Origin of the sequence: Pseudomonas sp. TJI-51 (genome assembly GCF_000190455.2) — a bacterium.
Classification (GTDB): domain Bacteria; phylum Pseudomonadota; class Gammaproteobacteria; order Pseudomonadales; family Pseudomonadaceae; genus Aquipseudomonas; species Aquipseudomonas juntendi.
The window spans coordinates 1-20,029 of record NZ_AEWE02000004.1; the positions used below are offsets into that span (position 1 = coordinate 1).

Below are 20,029 nucleotides of genomic sequence, written 5' to 3' on the forward strand. Positions count from 1 at the left end.
GCTGGCTTGCCTGCGATAGGGCCGGCAAGGCCTCAGCGCAGTTCAGCCTCTGGCACCGTCGTGCGCTGCGCAATCGCTTCGGGCCGCCACTGCTGGCGGGCCACGGCCAATACTTCAGCCGGCGTTGCCAGCAGCAACTGCGGTTCAGTCGCCTGCCCCAGCGCCCGCAACGCCCGCAACAACAGCGGCGTGGCCTGCTCGGCCTGCAACGGCGGCGAACGGTATGACTTGCCAAGCTTGTGGCCGTCCGGCTGCACGATCAGCGGTATGTGCAGATAGCGCGGCTGCGAAAAGCCCAGCAGCTCTTGCAGGTACAACTGGCGCGGGGTGTTGTCGAGCAGGTCGGCACCGCGCACGATGTCGGTTACACCTTGCCAGGCATCGTCCAGTACCACGGCCAGCTGGTAGGCATACAGGCTATCGCGGCGCTGTATCACGAAATCGCCCACGTCGCGGCCCAGGTGCTGCTGGTAAGCACCCTGTACGCGGTCGCTGAAACGGTAGATCAGCTCTGGCACCCGCAAGCGGATCGCCGCGCCCTCGCGCGCATGCCCGGCGTTACGGCACAAGCCTGGGTAGATGCCGCCATAGGCCTCCAGTTGCTTGCGCGAGCAGGTGCAGGCATAGGCCAGGCCCATGTTGAACAGGCGGTCGACCACCGCGGCATAGGCGTCGTGGCGCTGGCTTTGAAACACCACTTCGCCGTCCCAGTGCAGGCCGTAGCGTTCGAGGGTTTGCAAGATGGCGTCACGGGCGCCGGGCATTTCCCGGGGCGGGTCGGTGTCTTCCACGCGCAGCAGCCAGCGGCCGTCGACCGCGCGGGCATCCAGCCAGGAGGCGAGTGCAGCCACCAGTGAGCCAAAGTGCAGGAAACCGCTGGGGGTGGGGGCAAAGCGCCCAATGTAGCTGGAGTTGGTCATGGTCTGGCTGGGTATATAAATGCAACGGGGCGCATGATGCGCCCCGTTCGGTGGGAAGAAAGATCAGCCTTTGCCGACCGTTTTTTCCTTTTTCTCGGCGATTTCCTTGCAGTCGAAGCACAGGTCGGCGGTAGGGCGGGCTTCCAGACGGCGCAGGCCGATCTCGATGCCGCACGACTCGCACCAGCCGTATTCGTCGGCCTTGATCTTGTCGAGGGTCTTGTCGATTTTCTTGATCAGCTTGCGCTCGCGGTCGCGGTTGCGCAGCTCAAGGGCGAATTCTTCTTCCTGGCTGGCACGGTCGGCCGGGTCGGGGAAGTTGGCTGCCTCGTCCTTCATGTGATCCACAGTGCGGTCCACACTGGTCATCAGCTCTTGCTTCCAGGCGCCGAGAAGCTTGGTGAAGTGCTTTTTCATGGGCTCACCCATGTATTCTTCACCCTTGGACTCTACGTAAGGCTCGACACCGTACATGGTCTGACCGGTTTTTTGCTTTTCTACGGTGGACATGAATAGACCGCCTCTCACTCATCTGATCCAATGCGCAGGATGCTCCATCTCCGGCGACCGCCGGCCCTGCGACTGCGAGCCGCCGAACTTACCAGATAGATCGGGGGTGCGCTAGCCCGCCCGATCCTGCTAACAGACACCGGCCTGAGCGGTACGTTCGATTGCTTACGCAGGTAGAATCTTCAGTTTAGCCGCTATTGAGAGAAGGTCATGGCCCACCCCTACAGCGCGCGCAGCCGCGCCATCGAACCTTTCCATGTCATGGCACTGCTGGCGCGGGCCAACGAGCTGCAGGCGGCCGGCCACGACGTGATCCACCTGGAAATCGGCGAGCCGGACTTCACCACCGCAGCACCGATTGTGGCTGCGGGCCAGGCCGCGCTGGCCGCCGGCCACACCCGCTATACCGCCGCACGCGGCCTGCCGGCGCTGCGCGAAGCGATAGCCGGGTTCTATGCACAGCGCTATGGCCTGAGCATCGACCCGCAGCGCATTATCATTACCCCAGGCGGCTCAGGCGCCCTGTTACTGGCCAGCAGCCTGCTGGTCGACCCCGGCAAGCACTGGCTGCTGGCTGACCCGGGCTACCCGTGTAACCGCCACTTCCTGCGCCTGGTAGAAGGCGGGGCGCAGCTGGTACCGGTCGGCCCGGAGGTGAACTACCAGTTGACCGCCGACCTGGTGCAGCGCTACTGGGACCAGGATACCGTTGGCGCCTTGGTCGCCTCGCCGGCCAACCCGACCGGCACGGTGCTGGGCCGTACCGAACTGGCCAGCCTGGCCAAGGCCACCCGTGAACGGCACGGCCACTTGGTAGTCGACGAGATTTACCATGGGCTGACGTACGGCATGGATGCGCCCAGCGTGCTGGAAGTGGATGACTCGGCGTTCGTCCTGAATAGTTTTTCCAAGTATTTCGGTATGACCGGCTGGCGCCTTGGCTGGCTGGTGGCGCCACCGCAGGCCGTGGCCGACCTGGAGAAACTGGCGCAGAACCTGTACATCAGTGCGCCGAGCATGGCACAGCATGCTGCGCTGGCGTGCTTCCAGCCCGAAACCCTGGCCATCTTCGAACAGCGTCGCGCCGAATTTGCCCGCCGCCGCGACTACCTGCTGCCGGCGCTGCGCGAGCTGGGTTTCCGCATTGCCGTTGAGCCGCAGGGGGCGTTCTATCTATATGCCGATATCAGCGCTTATGGCGGTGATGCGTTTGCCTTCTGCCGGCATTTCCTGGAGACCGAACACGTGGCCTTCACCCCGGGCCTGGACTTCGGTCGCCACCTGGCCGGGCACCATGTGCGCTTTGCCTACACGCAAAGCCTGCCGCGCCTGGAGGAGGCGGTGCATCGCATTGCCCGTGGCTTGCGGAGCTGGCAAGGCTGATGCTTTTTTCACCTGCACTCGAACACGGCCGCCTGCTGCGCCGCTACAAACGGTTCCTGGCCGATATCGAACTGGCCAGCGGCGAGCAGTTGACCATCCACTGCCCGAATACCGGCTCCATGCTCAATTGCATGCGTGAAGGCGGGCGGGTGTGGTTCAGCCGCTCCAACGACCCCAAGCGCAAACTGCCGGGCACCTGGGAAATCAGCGAAACCCCACAGGGCCGGTTGGCGTGCGTGAATACCGGGCGGGCCAATGCCCTGGTTGAAGAGGCGCTGCACGCCGGTACGATCGCCGAGCTGGCCGGGTTCACGGCACTCAGGCGTGAGGTGGCGTATGGCGAGGAGGGCAGCCGCATCGACTTCCGCCTGGAGTTCGACGGTGCCCCGGCCTACGTCGAGGTCAAGAGCGTGACCCTGGGCTACCCCGATAGCCCGGTTGCGGCGTTTCCCGATGCGGTGACCCAGCGCGGGGCCAAGCACCTGCGCGAGCTGGCGAAGCTGGCCAGCCAAGGCATACGGGCGGTGCAACTGTATTGCGTCAACCTGACCGGCATCGACGCGGTGCGCCCTGCCGAGGAGATCGATGCCGCTTACGCCCAGGCGTTGCGTGCTGCGGTGGCGGGCGGGGTGGAAGTGCTGGCATACGGCACGCGCCTGGACCCGCAGGGTATCGCCATAGACCGCCGCTTGCCGGTGCTGCTCAACCCTTGAGCCAGACGCCCTGGGTGTCTTCATGGCAGCCCAGGGCCTGTAACTGCTCACCGTCACAGGGGCCGGCCACGCATTCGCCGCTCTCGATCAGGAACAGGGCGCCGTGATGGCCGCACTGGATCAGGCTCGCGCTGTCATCGAGAAACCGCTCCTGTGCCCAGTTCAACGGGATGCCCTTGTGTGGGCAGCGGTTGCGGTACAGGTAGACCTGGCCCTGGCGGCGCACGCCGAACAGTTGCAGGCCGTCTACGCTGAAGGCGCGTGCCTGGCCCTCGGCCAGGCTGGGTGAGGTACAAAGAAAATGCATGGCAGTACGACTCGTGAAACAGATGATGGCTTGACGCGTCAATGCGAATAATTATCAAATTGCCCGCATTCACTGCGTCCGGCTTCCCATGGTGCGCAGTTCCGCCGCTCGCCACAAGGCGTGCAGCTCGCCTTCAGAAGGAACCCGATGATGCGTCGTCCCGTCGCTTTGCTCGCCTTGTGTGCAAGCCTTGTGCTCTCTAGCCAGGCCCTGGCGGCAGACCTGCCGCAACGCTGGGTCAGCGCCGGCGGCGCGCTGAGCGAGTGGATATGCGCGTTGGGTGGTGAAGCGCGGCTGGTGGGGGTGGACACGACCAGTCAGCACCCAGCTTCGTTGAAGTCGCTGCCCAGCGTGGGGTACCAGCGCCAGCTGTCGGCCGAGGGCGTGCTCAGCCTGCGCCCGGATGTGCTGGTGGGTACCGAAGAAATGGGCCCGCCGCCGGTACTGGCGCAAATCCGCAAGGCCGGTGTGCGTGTCGAGCTGTTTTCCAGTAAAGCCGAGCTGGCGGCGGTAGACAGCAACCTCAAGCAGTTGGGGCAACTGCTGGATGCAGAACCCCAGGCCACTGCGCTGGCCGCGGGTTACCATCAGCAACTGCAAACCTTGCAGGCCAAGGTCCAGCAGGCCCAGGCGCAGCACAAGGCACCCGGGGTGTTGCTGCTGGTCGGGCACGCTGGGGCCAAGCCGCTGATCGCCGGGCATGGCACCGCCGGTGACTGGCTGCTGGGCCAGGCCGGTGGGCGCAACCTGGCAGAGCATCAGGGCTACAAGCAGTTCTCGAACGAAGCATTGGCTGCCCTGGACCCGGATGTGATCGTGTTTTCCGACCGGGCGCAGGCCGATGAGCAGGCGCTGCAGGCTTTGTTGAAAGAAAACCCGGCGCTGGCGGCTTCGCGTGCCGTGCGTGGGCAACGCCTGGTATCGCTTGACCCCACGCTGCTGGTCGGTGGGCTTGGGCCGCGCCTGCCGGCGACCTTGCAATCACTGGCAGCTACCTTCTACCCGGCAGCCAAGGCCAGCTTCGCCCAATGAAACAGCGGGTTCAGCCACGTACGTTGTTCATTTGCCTGAGCCTGCTGTGCCTGCTGGCGGTGTGGCTGTCGCTGGCGCTGGGGCCGGTCAGCCTGCCGCTGTTCGATACCCTGCGCGCGGGCCTGCGGTTGATGGGCCTGCCCGTTACCGCCGACGGCTTGCAGCAGGCCGAAATGATCCTCGGCCAGATCCGTCTGCCACGCACCTTGCTTGGGCTGGCAGTGGGCGCGGTGCTGGCGTTGTCCGGGGTCGCCATGCAGGGGTTGTTCCGTAATCCGCTGGCCGATCCGGGTTTGGTCGGGGTGGCCGCCGGGGCGGCAGTGGGCGCGGCGCTCGCTATTGTCGGCGGGGCCTGGTTCGGCGGCCTGCCAGAGTCCGTTGCACCCTATTTGCTGTCGTTCTGTGCCTTTGTCGGGGGCCTTGGCGTGACGGCGCTGGTCTACCGCCTGGGCCGCCGCGATGGGCAGACCAACGTGGCCACCATGCTGCTGGCCGGGGTCGCGATGACGGCACTGGGCGGCGCGGTGGTGGGGTTGTTCTCTTACCTGGCCGATGACGCCACGTTGCGTACGTTGACCTTCTGGAACCTGGGCAGCCTCAACGGTGCCAGCTACGACCGGCTATGGCCGTTATTGCTGGTGGCGGCGGGTGTTGCACTGTGGCTGCCACGGCGGGCCAAAGCGCTGAATGCCTTGCTTTTGGGGGAATCCGAGGCCCGCCACCTGGGCGTTGATGTGGAGCGGCTCAAGCGCGAACTGGTGTTCTGCACGGCGCTTGGGGTGGGTGCGGCTGTTGCGGCTGCCGGCCTGATCGGCTTTATCGGCCTGGTGGTGCCGCACCTGGTGCGCTTGCTGGCCGGGCCGGATCACCGGGTGTTGTTGCCAGCCTCGCTGCTGGCTGGCGGTGTGCTCATGCTGTTTGCCGACCTGGCGGCACGGCTGCTGCTGGCACCTGCCGAGTTGCCGATCGGTATTGTCACGGCCTTTGTCGGGGCGCCGTTCTTTCTGTTCCTGCTGGTGCGAGGGCGCAGCTGATGTTGCATGCCGAGGGCCTGCACTTGCGGCGGGGCAGCAACGAGGTGCTGCATGACATTGATCTGCAATTGCCCCCCGGCCAGGTGGTGGGCGTGCTCGGCCCCAACGGCGCGGGTAAGAGCAGCCTGTTGGGCGTGATGTGTGGCGAGCTGGTGCCAGACCGTGGGCGGGTGACGTTGCAGGGGCGCGGCCTCGGTGATTGGCCTGGACAAGAGCGGGCCCGGCGCCTGGCCGTATTGCCTCAGGTGTCGAGCCTGGGGTTTTCGTTCAGCGTCGAGGAAGTGGTGGCCATGGGCCGCATGCCGCACGGCACCGGGCAGCGGCGCGACGCCGAAATTGTCGAAGCGGCGTTGCAGGCAGCAGATGCCTGGCACCTGGTAGGGCGCAGTTACCTGGCGTTGTCCGGCGGCGAGCGGCAACGCGTGCACCTTGCCCGTGTGCTGGCACAGTTGTGGCCGGGGGAGCAGGGCACTACCTTGTTGCTCGATGAGCCCACCTCGATGCTCGACCCGCTGCACCAGCACACTACCCTGGAGGCTGTGCGCCGCTTTGCCGACCGCGGCGCCGCGGTGCTGGTGATCTTGCATGACCTGAACCTGGCGGCGCGCTACTGTGACCGGATCCTGTTGCTGGAGCAGGGGCGTTGCCATGCCTTTGCCTCGCCTGAACAGGTGCTGACGCCGGCAGCGTTGAAGGCCGTGTACGGGATCGACGTGCTGGTGCAGGCACATCCTGAGCGTGGCCACCCGCTGATCATTACCCGTTAAAGCCGGCCCGATCGTGGTCGTGAGCGGCCGCTACCCATGGAGCTTCTGCCAATGCGACACCCGCTGTTGTCCGGTTTTTCGCTGTGCATGTTACTGGTATTGGGCGGCTGCCAGGCCAGCCTGCCACCGTTCCCTGCCTGGCAGAGCACCGAAGGGCGCACGCATGCCCAGCTTGGGCGGGTGGTCGATCTCGGCAGCGGGCAGGTAATCAGCCCGGACCAACTGGTACAGCGTTTGGCTACCGCACCGCGAGTACTGGTCGGCGAAAAACATGACAACCCCGACCACCACGCACTGCAAGTGTGGTTGCTGCACGCCCTGCAGAGCCAGCGTGCCCAGGGCAGCCTATTGCTGGAGATGCTGCAACCTGAACAGCAGCCGCGGGTGGACAGGCTCAAAGGGCAACCCTTGCCGGCAGACTTGCCCAAGGCACTGGCGTGGCAGGAGGGCTGGGACTGGCAGTTGTACGGGCCGATCGTGCGTGCAGCCCTGCAACAGCAGGTCCCCCTGCTGGCCGCCAACCTTTCCCCAAGTGAAATGCGCCACGCCTACCGGCAGCCGGCGCCATTGGCGGGCGAGAAATCCAATGCCGCGACGGTCAGGGCGAGCTTGCTGCAGCAGGTACGCACCGGGCATTGCGGGATGCTGCCGGAAAGCCAGCTACCGGCGATGCTGGCCGTGCAGCAGCAGCGTGACCGGCGCATGGCCGAGCGCTTGCTGGCGGCGCCGCAACCGGCACTGCTGTTTGCCGGGGCCTATCACGTGCGTAAGGACCTGGGCGTGCCGTTGCACCTGAGTGACTTGGGTGCGCAGGGTGCGAGCAAGGTGCTGATGCTGGCCGAGGTGGGCGAGAAGGTTGATGCCGGTGAGGCCGATTACGTGTGGTACACGGCGGCGACGCCAGAGCAGGATTATTGCGCGCAGCTGAAACGATAAGACATGGAAACCTTGGGCAAAAAAAAGACCCGGCAAATTGCCGGGTCAATAACCGTGATTAGCCTGATGAGGAGATAATCTGAGAGTCCGAACCAGGGGCTCTTAGCTTATCCAACCAGTCTCGCGACCAGTTGTGATAATCATAACAATTCTCATTTAGACGTCAATCCCCTTTTCGCGCTTATTTTGGATTTTTTTGCGCGGGGTTTTTCGCATCCAGTTGTTGGTTGAGGGCTTCCTTGCGTTCGAGTGGCAAATCGTTCCAGTGCATATCCAGCAGGGCGCCTTCTATGGCATACAACAGCACCTTCGATGCGCGAAACCCTCGCGTCTTCACGGCCTGGTATGCACCCACCGCACCCAGGCGGCGCAGATCCGATGCACTGTGAATGCCGGCCGCATGCAGCCACTGCGCAGAGGTCTTGCCAAGGTTTTTCAGATGCTGCAATTCATCGTTCATCGAGCCTCCTTGCGATGGCTGAACGTGTCATGGGGAGATAAATCGCGAGCAGGTCAGAGAGGAGTGTAGCGGGGGTTGGGGAATACGCGGCTTTTTGCCATCGGGGCGATGAGATGCCCTGTGCCGGCCTCTTCGCGGGCTGGCCCGCTCCCACAGGTTCGGCGCAGCCTTCAGGGGCTGTGGTTTACCTGTAGGAGGGGCAAGCCCGCGAAGGGCCGGCCCAGGAAACCGGCTAGCTTACAAGCCAGGCAGACGCTGGCGAATCTGCTCGATCACCTGGTCCATGCTGCCAGCAGTCTGGGTGTCAACGTGGGTGCTCTGCACCAGCTCCTGCGTATCCAGCGCCTCTCGGCTGGCCTGCTGCGCCTTGACCACCTCCAGGGTGGCATCCGACGGGTCGCTGTTCTCGGCCTGGCGCTGCTCCAGCCAGCTGGCGATTACCGCGTCCGGCGCGTGGCAGTCCAGAATCAGGAACGGCACGCCAGTCTGGCTGGCGACCTCGGCCGCAGCCTGGCGCTGTTCGCGTTTGAGGTAGGTGGCATCCAGCACCACCGGGAACCCTGCCCGCAGTACGGTCGCGGCGACTTCGTGCAGGCGCCGGTAAGTGGCAGTGCTGGCCTCCTCGGCATAGATGCCGGTGCTGAGCTGGGCGGCCTCAACCTGCTGCTGTTCGCCGTACAAGCGCTTGCGCTCTACGTCGGAACGCACGCGCACCGCGCCCAGGGCCTCGACCATGCGCATGGCCACATGGCTTTTGCCCACTGCCGATACACCGTGGGTGATGGCCAGCAGGCGCGAAGGGATGGCGCTGTAGCTTTCTGCCAGGTTGGCGTAGTTGCGGTAGGTGCGCAGGGTGGTGGCACGCTGCACGCCATCGGCATTGGCCGGCATGCTGAACAGGGCGACCTTGGCCCGCACCAGTGCGCGGTACGCCTTGTAGAAGTTGAGCAGCTCCAGGCCCTCGTAGTCGCCGGTCAGTTCCAGGTACTGGCTGATGAAGCGCCGGGCCAGGCACTTGAGGCCGCGGTCTTCCAGGTCCATCGCCAGGAAGCCGGTGTCGGCGTAGACGTCGGTCAGGCGGAACGGTTCGTTGAATTCGATGCAGTCGAAGATCACCACCTGGCCATCGATCAGCGTGGCGTTGCCCAAGTGAATGTCACCGTGGCATTCGCGAATGAAGCCATTGGCCTTGCGTTTTTCCAGCAGGCCATGCAGGCGCTCGAAGCTGCTGCGTGCCCAGGCTTGCAGGGCGTCTAGCTGCTGCAGGTCGGCCTTGTCGCTGAGGAACGGGCGAATCTGCTCGAAGTTCTGCTCCACCGGCGCCATGACGGCCTCCGGCGTGCCCAGTGGGTGCTCGACCGGTACCCGCGGGGCCTGCAGGTGGAATTCGGCAATCTGCCGGGCCATCTGGTCGATGTGCGTGGCGTTCAGTTCGCCATTGGCCTGCAAGGTGCTGAGCATCTGGCCTTGGGGGAACTGGCGCATCTTCAGTGCATATTCGATGGCCTGGCCTTCGCCGGCGAGCTGCGGCGCATCGGCGCTACCGGTGATCGGCAAAACGTCCAGGTACAGGCCGTCGGTCAGGCGCTGGTTCAGGCGCAATTCTTCGTTACAGAAATGCTGGCGCTGGTCCAGGCCAGTGAAGTCGAGAAAGCCGAAGTTCATCGGCTTCTTGATCTTGTAGGCGTACTCGCCCGTCAGCAGCACCCAGGAGATATGCGTCTCGATGAGCTGGAACCCGTCCACGGGGTGGGGGTACAGGGCGGGGTTCTGCAACGCAGTGATAAGAGCTTGGCTCACGGCAAATCCTTCCGGGGGCAGGGAATTCGAATGCATCATTATGGTCAATGGTGCCGTCCCTGCCTACCGCCGGGCCGGCTGCCCAGTCTTTCCAAAGTGCGTATAATCCGCCGTCATGACCCGAACCCGAACTCCCCGTACCCCTCAAAAACGCCCGACCGGCCGCTCCCGCGCCTGGCTGGGCTGGGCTTTGAAGCTCAGCCTGGTAGGCCTGGTGATCGTCGCCGGCTTCGCGGTTTACCTCGATGCCGTTGTCCAGGAGAAGTTCTCTGGCAAGCGCTGGACCATCCCGGCCAAGGTGTATGCACGGCCGTTGGAGCTGTTCACCGGCCAGAAACTGAGCAAGAACGACTTCCTCACCGAGCTCGACGCGCTTGGCTACCGGCGTGAAAGCGCGGCCAACGGCCCGGGGGCGGCCGCCGTCAACGGCAATACCGTCGACCTCAACACCCGTGGCTTCCAGTTCTACGAGGGCATGGAGCCCGCGCAATTCGTGCGCGTGCGCTTCTCCGGCGATTACGTGGCCGGCCTTTCCGGGGCCAATGGCAAGGCGCTTGACGTGGTGCGCCTGGAGCCGCTGATGATCGGCGGTATCTACCCGAAAAACCTTGAAGACCGCATTCTGATCAAGATCGACCAGGTGCCCAAGTACCTGCTCGAGACCCTGGTTGCCACGGAAGACCGCGACTTCTACAGCCACCATGGCGTGTCGCCCAAGTCCATCGCCCGGGCCATGTGGGTTAATACTTCATCCGGCTCGATGCGCCAGGGTGGCAGTACCTTGACCCAGCAGTTGGTGAAGAACTTCTACCTCAGCAGCGAGCGCAGCCTCAGCCGCAAAGTGACCGAAGCGATGATGGCGGTGCTGCTTGAACTGCATTACGACAAGCGCGAAATCCTCGAGGCCTACCTCAACGAGGTCTTTGTCGGGCAGGACGGCCAGCGTGCCGTGCACGGCTTCGGCCTGGCCAGCCAGTTCTTCTTCAGCCAGCCGCTGTCGGAGTTGAAGCTGCACCAGATCGCCTTGTTGGTGGGCATGGTCAAGGGCCCGTCCTACTACAACCCGCGGCGTTACCCCGAACGTGCCCTGGCCCGCCGCAACCTGGTGCTCGACCTGGTGGCCGAGCAAGGCGTGGCCAGCCAGGAGGAGGTCGATGCAGCGAAGAAGATGCCGCTGGGCGTGACCAAACGTGGCAGCCTGGCCGACAGCTCGTTCCCGGCCTTCCTCGACCTGGTCAAGCGGCAGTTGCGCCAGGACTACCGCGATGAAGACTTGACCGAGGAAGGCTTGCGTATCTTTACCAGCTTCGACCCGATCCTGCAGATGAAGGCCGAAGCCTCGATGAGCGAGACGTTCAAGCGCCTGGCCGGGCGCAAAGGGGCGGACGAGGTCGAATCGGCGATGGTCGTGACCAACCCGGAAACCGGCGAGGTACAGGCCCTGATCGGCAGCCGCCAGGCAGGTTTCGCGGGCTTCAACCGCGCCATCGATGCCTCGCGGCCGATCGGCTCGCTGGTCAAGCCGGCTGTCTACCTGACCGCGCTGGAGCAGCCGAGCAAGTACACCCTGACCAGCTGGGTGCAGGATGAGCCGTTCTCGGTCAAGGGTGGCGACGGCCAGGTCTGGCGCCCACAAAACTATGACCGCCGCCCGCACGGCACGATCTACCTGTACCAGGGGCTGGCCAATTCCTACAACCTGTCGACTGCCAAGATCGGCCTGGAAGTGGGGGTGCCAAACGTGATCAAGACCATCGGCCGGCTGGGGGTGAATGTCGACTGGCCAGCCTTCCCGGCCATGCTGCTGGGGGCTGGCGGCATGTCGCCGATGCAGGTCGCGACCATGTACCAGACCATTGCCAATGGTGGCTTCAACACGCCGATGCGCGGTATTCGCAGCGTGCTCACCGCCGAGGGCGAACCGCTCAAGCGCTACCCGTTCCAGATCCAGCAAACCTTTGACCCGGGTGCCATCTACCTGGTGCAGAACGCCATGCAGCGAGTGATGCGCGAAGGTACCGGGCGCTCGGTGTACAACACCTTGCCGCGCTCGTTGACCCTGGCGGGCAAGACCGGTACCAGCAACGACTCGCGCGACAGCTGGTTCTCTGGTTTCAGCCAGGATTTGCTGGCGGTGGTGTGGATGGGCCGCGACGATAACGGGAAAACACCGTTCACCGGCGCCACCGGTGCCCTGCAGGTATGGACCAGCTTCATGAAGAAGGCCGACCCGCTGCCGCTGGACATGCCGCAACCGGACAACGTGGTACAGGCCTGGATCGACCCCTACAGCGGCCAAGGGTCTGACGGCAGCTGTCCGGGAGCGGTACAGATGCCGTATATTCGCGGCAGTGAACCGCCCGCCGGCGCAACCTGTGGCGGCGAGCAGAATCCAGCTGAATCGGTCATGGACTGGGTCAAGGGCTGGATGAATTAAGCGCAGGCTGCATTGATGAGGTGTGACGTGAACAAGTGGCTGTTTCCTGCCGTGACGGCGCTGGCTGTGCTCCAGGGGTGCTCCAGCGTCCCGCGCGGCAATATTCCGGTGGTCGATTCGAGCACCCGCGTGTCGAACAGCGAGCGCGTGTCTGCCAACCGCCCGGCGGGTGGTTACAACGCTGGCACCGCGCAAGCGCAAACAATGCCTGAGGATTCCGGCGTCACCGTGATGATCCCGCAGGGCGCAGGCGCTTCGGGCATCCAGACCTTCCCGGCGGCCAATGGCGCGGCGCCGATCAGCACCGCGCCGATCACGCCGGGGCCGATCACTACCGGGCCGGCCACGTCGGCGCCCATGACCACCAACCCCAACCCGATCGCCGACGAACCGTTCGATATCGCGGCGATGAACAGCGCCCCACAAAGCACCAGTGCCCCCACCGGTATTCCGCGCAGCAACACGGCTGCAGGTGGCCTGGCGGCTGACGAGCAACTGGACGGCCCGGTACTGGCACTGCTGACCACCGCCACCACCCAGCAGGGCAGTGGCGATTTCAACGGCGCTGCTTCCAGCCTGGAGCGTGCCCAGCGCATTGCCCCGCGCGAACCGCAGGTGCTCTACCGCCTGGCCCAGGTGCGTTTGTCACAAGGCGATGCCCCGCAGGCCGAGCAGCTGGCGCGTCGCGCCCTGACCTACGCCAACGGCCGCCCCAGCCTGCAGGCCGAACTGTGGAACACCATCGCACAGGCCCGTGAAAAACAGGGCGATAGCGCTGGCGCCGCCTTGGCCCGGCAAAAAGCGCGGGTCAGTTCCTGATGATCGAGCAACGTATTCTGGACATCGCCGACCACCTGCTGCTGATCGAGCGTGAACTGCAGGTGCAAGGCTGGTGGGAGGACGAGCCACCGAGCGACGAGGCGCTGGCCAGTACGGTGCCCTTCGCCGTCGATACCTTGCGTTTCGAGCAATGGCTGCAATGGATCTTCCTGCAACGCATGAAGATCATCATCGAGCTCGGCCAGCCGCTGCCAAATGCCTCCAGCATCCTGGTCATGGCCGAAACGGTGTTTGCCGACCGGCCGGAGCAAAGTCGTGAGCTGCGCCGGCTGTTGGCAGCTTTTGACCAATTGATCGCTCCTTCTGCCTGATTTCTTCAGTTTTTTCGTCAAGGGCCGCAGATTGTGGCCCTTTTTTATGGAAATCTTATTAATTCTGCTGCTGAAGCGATTTTTAGTGGTTGCAAGAATTCATCTCGGGGAAAAATTGGCAATAATTTTTCTTGACTTGTGCGCGCCGAATCACAAGAATCCAACTTCCGCTTTAGAGGGACTGCCAGAAGCAGACCCGCTAAGCAGATCATGAGGCGCACACCCGCGCCGACCTGTTACACCCCGCAACGCGTTACCTCGCGCTGGGTGGGAAAACCCCGCAACACTCTGGGGCGCTCCCAATACTTGCTCAGTCAGTGCTGACGTTCGCTCATGCTCTGCTTGGCAGTAAACCTATTAAGACCCGTCCTGAAGGGGCGGTATTCTGGCGTTTTAGAGGTGAACAACGTGGAGCTTTTATCTGGCGCTGAGATGGTCGTCCGCTTCTTGCGTGACGAAGGCGTTAAGCACATCTACGGGTACCCTGGTGGTGCTCTCCTGCATGTTTACGACGCGCTGTTCAAAGAACCGGAAGTGGAACACATCCTGGTTCGTCACGAACAGGCGGCAACCCATATGGCGGACGGCTACGCCCGCGCCACCGGCAAGGCCGGTGTGGTGCTGGTAACCTCCGGCCCGGGCGCGACCAATGCCATCACCGGTATTGCCACCGCCTACATGGACTCGATTCCGATGGTCATCCTGTCCGGCCAGGTGCCTAGCACCATGGTAGGTACCGATGCCTTCCAGGAAACCGACATGATCGGTATCTCGCGGCCGATCGTGAAGCACAGCTTCATGATCAAGCACCCGACCGAGATCCCTGAAATTCTGAAAAAGGCGTTCTACCTGGCGCAATCCGGTCGCCCAGGTCCAGTCGTGGTCGACATTCCAAAAGACATGACCAACCCGGCTGAAAAGTTCGAATACGTCTACCCGAAAAAGGTCAAGCTGCGCTCGTACAGCCCAGCGGTCCGTGGCCACTCCGGCCAGATCCGCAAGGCGGCCGAGATGCTGCTGGCTGCCAAGCGCCCAATCGTCTACGCCGGTGGCGGTGTGATCCTGGGCGGTGGCTCCGAAGCGCTGACCGAAATCGCCAAGTCGCTGAACCTGCCTGTCACCAACACCCTCATGGGGTTGGGCGGCTTCCCGGGTACTGATCGCCAGTTCCTCGGCATGCTCGGCATGCACGGCAGCTACACCGCCAACATGGCCATGCACAATGCCGACGTGATCTTCGCCGTCGGTGCGCGTTTCGACGACCGCGTGGTCAACGGCCCGGCCAAGTTCTGCCCGAATGCCAAGATCATCCATGTCGATATCGACCCGGCGTCGATCTCGAAGATGATCAAAGCCGATGTACCTATCGTTGGCCCGGTCGACAGCGTGCTCAGCGAAATGCTCGGTATCCTCAAGGAAATCGGCGAGCAGCCCGACAAGGCCGCGCTGGATGCCTGGTGGAAGCAGATCGACGAGTGGCGTGGCAATGGTGAGCTGTTCCCTTACGACAAGGGCGACGGCAATGTCATCAAGCCGCAGAAAGTCATCGAGACCCTGTGCGAAGTGACCAAAGGCGATGCCTTCGTCACCTCCGACGTAGGTCAGCACCAGATGTTCGCGGCGCAGTACTACCGTTTCAACAAGCCGAACCGCTGGATCAACTCCGGTGGCCTGGGCACCATGGGCTTCGGCTTCCCGGCGGCGATGGGCATCAAGCTCAACTTCCCGGACCAGGACGTGGCCTGCGTGACCGGCGAAGGCAGCATCCAGATGAACATCCAGGAGCTGTCCACCTGCATGCAGTACGGCCTGCCGGTGAAGATCGTCAACCTGAACAACGGGGTGTTGGGCATGGTCCGCCAATGGCAGGACATGGCCTACAACGGTCGTCACTCGCACTCGTATGTCGAGTCGCTGCCTGACTTCATCAAGCTGGCCGAGGCCTATGGCCATGTGGGTATCCGCATCACCAGCCTGAAGGACCTCAAGCCGATGCTGGAAGAAGCGTTTGCGATGAAGGACCGCCTGGTATTCATCGACATCGCGGTTGACCGCAGTGAGCACGTCTATCCGATGCAGATCAAGGATGGCTCGATGCGTGACATGTGGCTGAGCAAGACGGAGCGTACCTGATATGCGGCATATCATTTCCCTGCTGCTGGAAAACGAACCCGGTGCTTTGTCCCGTGTGGTCGGCCTGTTCTCCCAGCGCAACTACAACATTGAAAGCCTGACCGTGGCGCCGACCGAAGACCCGACCCTGTCGCGTCTGACGCTGACCACCGTTGGCCATGACGAAGTGATCGAACAGATCACCAAGAACCTGAACAAGCTGGTAGAAGTGGTCAAGCTCGTCGACCTGTCGGAAAGCGCCCACATCGAGCGCGAGCTGATGCTGGTCAAGGTCAAGGCCACCGGTGCCCAGCGCGCCGAGATCAAGCGCACCACGGATATCTTCCGTGGCCAGATCGTCGATGTGACTGCCAGCGTGTACACCGTACAACTGAGCGGTACCAGCGACAAACTGGACAGCTTCATTCAGGCCATCGGCACCGCATCGATTCTCGAAACCGTGCGCAGCGGCGTTACCGGCATTGCCCGTGGCGACAAAGTGCTCAGCATCTGAATTTAAAAATTAGCGATGGCTCCGCAGGGGGCCGAGATATAACCAGGGGTATTTTCATGAAAGTTTTCTACGATAAAGACTGCGACCTTTCCATCATCCAGGGCAAGAAAGTCGCCATCATCGGTTACGGCTCCCAGGGCCACGCTCAGGCGTGCAACCTGAAGGACTCCGGTGTAGACGTTACCGTCGGTCTGCGTAAAGGTTCGGCTACCGTTGCCAAGGCTGAAGCCCACGGCCTGAAAGTTGCCGATGTTGCTACCGCTGTCGCTGCGGCTGACCTGGTGATGATCCTGACCCCGGACGAGTTCCAGGGCACGCTGTACAAGAACGAAATCGAGCCGAACATCAAGAAGGGCGCTACCCTGGCCTTCTCCCACGGCTTCTCGATCCACTACAACCAGGTTGTGCCGCGCGCCGACCTGGACGTGATCATGATCGCGCCGAAAGCGCCGGGCCACACCGTGCGCTCCGAGTTCGTCAAGGGCGGTGGTATCCCTGACCTGATCGCGATCTACCAGGACGCTTCGGGCAACGCCAAGAACGTCGCCCTGTCCTACGCCGCTGGCGTGGGTGGTGGCCGTACCGGTATCATCGAAACCACCTTCAAGGACGAGACCGAAACCGACCTGTTCGGTGAGCAGGCTGTTCTGTGCGGCGGTACCGTAGAGCTGGTCAAAGCCGGTTTCGAAACCCTGGTTGAAGCTGGCTACGCGCCAGAAATGGCCTACTTCGAATGCCTGCACGAGCTGAAGTTGATCGTTGACCTCATGTACGAAGGCGGTATCGCCAACATGAACTACTCGATCTCCAACAACGCAGAGTACGGTGAGTACGTCACCGGCCCAGAAGTCATCAACGAAGAATCCCGCAAGGCCATGCGCAACGCACTGAAGCGCATCCAGGACGGCGAGTACGCGAAGATGTTCATCTCCGAAGGCGCCACCAACTACCCATCGATGACCGCCAAGCGTCGTAACAACGCTTCGCACGGCATCGAGATCATCGGTGAGCAACTGCGCTCGATGATGCCTTGGATTTCGGCGAACAAGATCGTCGACAAAGCCAAGAACTAAGTAGCATCGCAACATGAAAAACGCGGCTTCGGCCGCGTTTTTTCGTTCTGGCAGTCAGCATCTGGTATAAAGCAGACCAGTGGCCTGCCGTCAGAACCTGTTTCGCGGGCCCGTGTCGAACATTTTCCATCCTGTTGCAAGGTACCCTCCATGAGCGAACGTCCCGAAGAGCCGAACAAGCCCTCCGACGCCGAAAGCCTGCTACCGGTCGATGAGCACGTTGAAGAAGGCCATGACGCCGAAGGTCGCAAGGTGCGCCACCGCGGCATCTACCTGCTGCCCAACCTGTTCACCACCGCCAACCTGTTTGCCGGCTTTTATTCCATCATCAGCTCGATGAGCGCACAGAGCGCCCTGAGCGCTGGCGACCCGCGTGAAGCGAGCAAGTATTTCGCCTTTGCCGCCATTGCCATCTTCGTGGCCATGGTGCTCGATGGCCTCGACGGCCGTGTCGCGCGCATGACCAATACCCAAAGCGCGTTCGGCGCCGAGTATGACTCGCTGTCGGACATGGTCGCCTTCGGTGTGGCCCCGGCCTTGCTGGCCTTCGGCTGGGCGTTGGGTGACATGGGCAAGGTTGGCTGGATGGTCGCCTTCATCTATGTTGCCGGCGCCGCGCTGCGCCTGGCACGCTTCAACACCCAGGTCGGCACCGCCGACAAGCGCTACTTCATCGGCCTGGCCAGCCCGGCTGCCGCGGGTGTTGTGGCCGGCACCGTGTGGGCGTTCAGCGACTACGGTATTCAGGGCTCCAAGCTGTCGTTCCTGGTGGCGCTGTTGGTGGCGGCTGCAGGCATGCTGATGGTCAGTAACATCAAGTACAACAGCTTCAAGGAGCTGGACCTCAAGGGCCGTGTGCCATTTGTGGCCATCCTTGCCGTGGTGCTGGTGTTTGCCGTGGTGTTCAGCGACCCGCCGCGTATCCTGCTGCTGATCTTCCTCGCCTACGCGGCTTCGGGGCCTATCCAGTTCCTGCTCAAGTCGCGCCGCCGTAAAGCGTAAAAAACGCTTAACGCTGGAATAACCCGCCGGCTCCATAGTCTTACTGGTACGTCCGTTACCTAGTGCTATGGAGCCGCTCATGCTCATCAAGCTTCCCAGGTCGTCCGAGTGCAAGGCATCGGAGATCACCCCCGAAGGCATTTACCTGTCCCGTCGTACCTTGTTGGGTGGCTCGTTGGCCGGCCTGGCCCTGGGCGCATTGCCCAGTGTTGGTCGTGCGGCCGAGGCCAGCCGTTATGCCGATGTCGAGCCGGGCAGGGCGTCTGGCTGGTTCACGGAAAAGCTCGGCGCCACGCAGTGGCAGGCAGTCACGGCCAAAGGGGAGGCGATCACGCCGTTCAAGGACGCTACCCACTACAACAACTTCTATGAGTTCGGCCCCGACAAGGGCGACCCGGCGGCCAATGGCGACAGCCTGAAAACCGAGCCCTGGTCGGTTGTAGTGGATGGTGAAGTCGGCAAGCCTGGGCGCTATGCCCTGGAAGACTTCGTCAAACCCTACCAGCTTGAAGAGCGCATCTACCGGCTGCGTTGTGTAGAGGCCTGGTCGATGGTCATCCCATGGCTGGGGTTCCCATTGGCTCAGGTACTGAAGCAGGTCGAGCCTACTTCAAAGGCCCGGTACGTGCGCTTCGAAACCCTGAAAGACCCGGAGCATATGCCTGGCCAACGCTCGGGTTTTGCGCTGATCGACTGGCCTTATAGAGAAGGGCTGCGGCTGGACGAAGCGATGCACCCCTTGGCGGTTCTTGCGGTAGGCATGTATGGCCGCGAGTTGCCCAACCAGAATGGTGCACCGCTGCGGCTGGTGGTGCCGTGGAAGTATGGTTTCAAGAGCATCAAGTCGATCGTGCGCATCAGCCTGGTGGCCGAGCAGCCCGGAACTACCTGGCAGGGCCTGGCACCCGATGAATATGGGTTCTACGCCAATGTGAACCCCACTGTCGATCACCCGCGCTGGAGCCAGGCGCGGGAGCGGCGGCTGCCTAGCGGGCTTTTCAGTCCCAATGTGCGGGAGACGCAAATGTTCAATGGCTATGCCGATGAAGTGGCCTCGCTCTATGCCGGGCTCGACCTGCGGAAGAACTACTGATGCGCTATCCCTGGTTTCGTCTGGCGATCTTTATTGTGGGCTGCCTGTTTCCTGCCTGGTGGTTGTACGAAGCGGCAACGGGGTTGCTGGGGCCTGACCCGGGCAAGATCATGATGGACCGGTTGGGGCTTGGCGCGCTGATCTTCCTGCTGGTGACCTTGAGCATGACGCCGCTGCAGAAGCTGACGGGGTGGTCGGGTTGGATCGTGGTGCGGCGGCAGCTGGGGTTATGGGTGTTTGCGTATATCGTGCTGCACATTCTCTGTTACCTGTTCTTTATTCTCGGGCTGGATTGGGGGCAGTTGGCGGTGGAGCTGCGCAAGCGGCCTTACATTATTGTCGGGGCGCTGGGGTTTCTTGGGTTGTTGGCGTTGGCGGTTACCTCGAACCGGTATAGCCAGCGGCGGCTTGGCGCGCGGTGGAAGAAGCTGCACCGGGTGGTGTATGCGGTGTTGGGGTTGGGGTTGCTGCATTTCTTGTGGATCGTGCGTTCGGATCTGCGGGAGTGGGCGGTTTATGCGTTTGTTGGGGTTGTGTTGATGGGGCTGAGGATTCCGGCGGTTTCGCGGAGGTTGGCTGGGCTGGTCAGGCGGTAGGGGGGGTTGTTGTGGTTGGGTTTAGGTTGGGCAATGGGCCGTCTACAGATAGTGGTTGGGTTGGGAGGTGTCCGCCACAACACATTCAGTGCCTGTGAGATCGAGCGCCGCCCGCGCGGCGCTTCGCGGCCTCAAAACAGCCTTCGCCTGGAATATTTCAAATAAATGAAATTAAAGGTTGACGCCCTC

Annotated in this window: 20 protein-coding genes; 15 read left to right on the forward strand and 5 right to left on the reverse strand. The window is 62.7% G+C overall.

Annotated features, from left to right (window positions below):
• Positions 1-32: 32 nt before the first annotated feature.
• Together gluQRS and dksA are read right to left on the reverse strand one after the other, a co-directional pair.
• On the reverse strand, positions 33-920 hold the full coding sequence (gene gluQRS, locus G1E_RS00915; protein ID WP_047149555.1) for a tRNA glutamyl-Q(34) synthetase GluQRS: 888 nt from the start codon (positions 918-920) through the stop codon (positions 33-35).
• 63 nt (positions 921-983) lie between these two features.
• A complete protein-coding gene (gene dksA / locus G1E_RS00920) occupies positions 984-1,430 on the reverse strand; it encodes an RNA polymerase-binding protein DksA (protein ID WP_009685370.1) in 447 nt (148 codons plus the stop codon).
• Between the two features lie 210 nt (positions 1,431-1,640).
• Here dksA and G1E_RS00925 point away from each other — a divergent pair, with 210 nt between their 5' ends.
• Positions 1,641-2,813 (forward strand): pyridoxal phosphate-dependent aminotransferase, encoded by a 1,173-nt coding sequence (locus G1E_RS00925; RefSeq protein ID WP_047149556.1) that lies wholly within the window; start codon positions 1,641-1,643, stop codon positions 2,811-2,813.
• The gene (gene sfsA, locus G1E_RS00930) at positions 2,813-3,526 is read left to right on the forward strand and encodes a DNA/RNA nuclease SfsA (protein WP_009685373.1); all 714 of its coding nucleotides are present in this window, start codon (positions 2,813-2,815) and stop codon (positions 3,524-3,526) included. The genes G1E_RS00925 and sfsA overlap by 1 nt, the downstream gene beginning before the upstream one ends.
• Here sfsA and G1E_RS00935 read toward each other — a convergent pair.
• Positions 3,516-3,833 (reverse strand): Rieske (2Fe-2S) protein, encoded by a 318-nt coding sequence (locus tag G1E_RS00935; protein ID WP_009685374.1) that lies wholly within the window; start codon positions 3,831-3,833, stop codon positions 3,516-3,518. The two genes, sfsA and G1E_RS00935, sit on opposite strands and share 11 nt — an antisense overlap.
• A 147-nt stretch (positions 3,834-3,980) precedes the next feature.
• Here G1E_RS00935 and G1E_RS00940 point away from each other — a divergent pair, with 147 nt between their 5' ends.
• From G1E_RS00940 to G1E_RS00955, 4 genes are read left to right on the forward strand one after another with little or no spacing between them, the layout of a single operon-like run.
• Entirely contained in the window at positions 3,981-4,865 is an 885-nt protein-coding gene (locus G1E_RS00940) for a hemin ABC transporter substrate-binding protein (protein ID WP_033690907.1), read from the forward strand.
• 50 nt (positions 4,866-4,915) lie between these two features.
• Positions 4,916-5,899 (forward strand): iron ABC transporter permease, encoded by a 984-nt coding sequence (locus G1E_RS00945; RefSeq protein ID WP_175442641.1) that lies wholly within the window; start codon positions 4,916-4,918, stop codon positions 5,897-5,899.
• The gene (locus G1E_RS00950; protein ID WP_009685378.1) at positions 5,899-6,666 is read left to right on the forward strand and encodes a heme ABC transporter ATP-binding protein; all 768 of its coding nucleotides are present in this window, start codon (positions 5,899-5,901) and stop codon (positions 6,664-6,666) included. Before G1E_RS00945 ends, G1E_RS00950 begins: the two co-directional genes overlap by 1 nt.
• 51 nt (positions 6,667-6,717) lie before the next feature.
• Positions 6,718-7,602, forward strand: coding sequence for a ChaN family lipoprotein (locus G1E_RS00955; protein WP_009685379.1), 885 nt, complete (start codon positions 6,718-6,720; stop codon positions 7,600-7,602).
• 181 nt (positions 7,603-7,783) lie between these two features.
• Here G1E_RS00955 and G1E_RS00960 read toward each other — a convergent pair whose 3' ends face one another.
• Both G1E_RS00960 and G1E_RS00965 read right to left on the reverse strand, forming a co-directional pair.
• Positions 7,784-8,062: a TfoX/Sxy family protein gene (locus G1E_RS00960; RefSeq protein ID WP_009685380.1), complete on the reverse strand. Its 279-nt coding sequence runs from the start codon at positions 8,060-8,062 to the stop codon at positions 7,784-7,786.
• Positions 8,063-8,299: 237 nt separating this feature from the next.
• Positions 8,300-9,862, reverse strand: coding sequence for a bifunctional aminoglycoside phosphotransferase/ATP-binding protein (locus G1E_RS00965; RefSeq protein WP_009685381.1), 1,563 nt, complete (start codon positions 9,860-9,862; stop codon positions 8,300-8,302).
• Between the two features lie 115 nt (positions 9,863-9,977).
• Between G1E_RS00965 and mrcB the strand changes: the two genes are divergently transcribed.
• From mrcB to msrQ, 9 genes are all read left to right on the forward strand, one after another.
• Positions 9,978-12,299, forward strand: a complete 2,322-nt coding sequence (gene mrcB / locus G1E_RS00970; RefSeq protein ID WP_009685382.1) for a penicillin-binding protein 1B — start codon at positions 9,978-9,980, stop codon at positions 12,297-12,299.
• Between the two features lie 15 nt (positions 12,300-12,314).
• Positions 12,315-13,118 (forward strand): tetratricopeptide repeat protein, encoded by an 804-nt coding sequence (locus tag G1E_RS00975; protein WP_033690908.1) that lies wholly within the window; start codon positions 12,315-12,317, stop codon positions 13,116-13,118.
• Positions 13,118-13,450 (forward strand): YqcC family protein, encoded by a 333-nt coding sequence (locus G1E_RS00980; RefSeq protein WP_009685384.1) that lies wholly within the window; start codon positions 13,118-13,120, stop codon positions 13,448-13,450. Before G1E_RS00975 ends, G1E_RS00980 begins: the two co-directional genes overlap by 1 nt.
• Positions 13,451-13,858: 408 nt before the next feature.
• Positions 13,859-15,583, forward strand: a complete 1,725-nt coding sequence (locus G1E_RS00985; RefSeq protein ID WP_009685385.1) for an acetolactate synthase 3 large subunit — start codon at positions 13,859-13,861, stop codon at positions 15,581-15,583.
• Between the two features lies 1 nt (position 15,584).
• A complete protein-coding gene (ilvN, locus tag G1E_RS00990; protein WP_003250040.1) occupies positions 15,585-16,076 on the forward strand; it encodes an acetolactate synthase small subunit in 492 nt (163 codons plus the stop codon).
• Positions 16,077-16,132: 56 nt separating this feature from the next.
• On the forward strand, positions 16,133-17,149 hold the full coding sequence (ilvC, locus tag G1E_RS00995; protein WP_009685386.1) for a ketol-acid reductoisomerase: 1,017 nt from the start codon (positions 16,133-16,135) through the stop codon (positions 17,147-17,149).
• 150 nt (positions 17,150-17,299) lie between these two features.
• The gene (gene pssA / locus G1E_RS01000) at positions 17,300-18,151 is read left to right on the forward strand and encodes a CDP-diacylglycerol--serine O-phosphatidyltransferase (RefSeq protein ID WP_009685387.1); all 852 of its coding nucleotides are present in this window, start codon (positions 17,300-17,302) and stop codon (positions 18,149-18,151) included.
• A gap of 79 nt (positions 18,152-18,230) precedes the next feature.
• Positions 18,231-19,244: a protein-methionine-sulfoxide reductase catalytic subunit MsrP gene (gene msrP, locus G1E_RS01005; RefSeq protein ID WP_009685388.1), complete on the forward strand. Its 1,014-nt coding sequence runs from the start codon at positions 18,231-18,233 to the stop codon at positions 19,242-19,244.
• Entirely contained in the window at positions 19,244-19,840 is a 597-nt protein-coding gene (gene msrQ / locus G1E_RS01010; protein ID WP_009685389.1) for a protein-methionine-sulfoxide reductase heme-binding subunit MsrQ, read from the forward strand. Before msrP ends, msrQ begins: the two co-directional genes overlap by 1 nt.
• Positions 19,841-20,029: the final 189 nt, after the last annotated feature.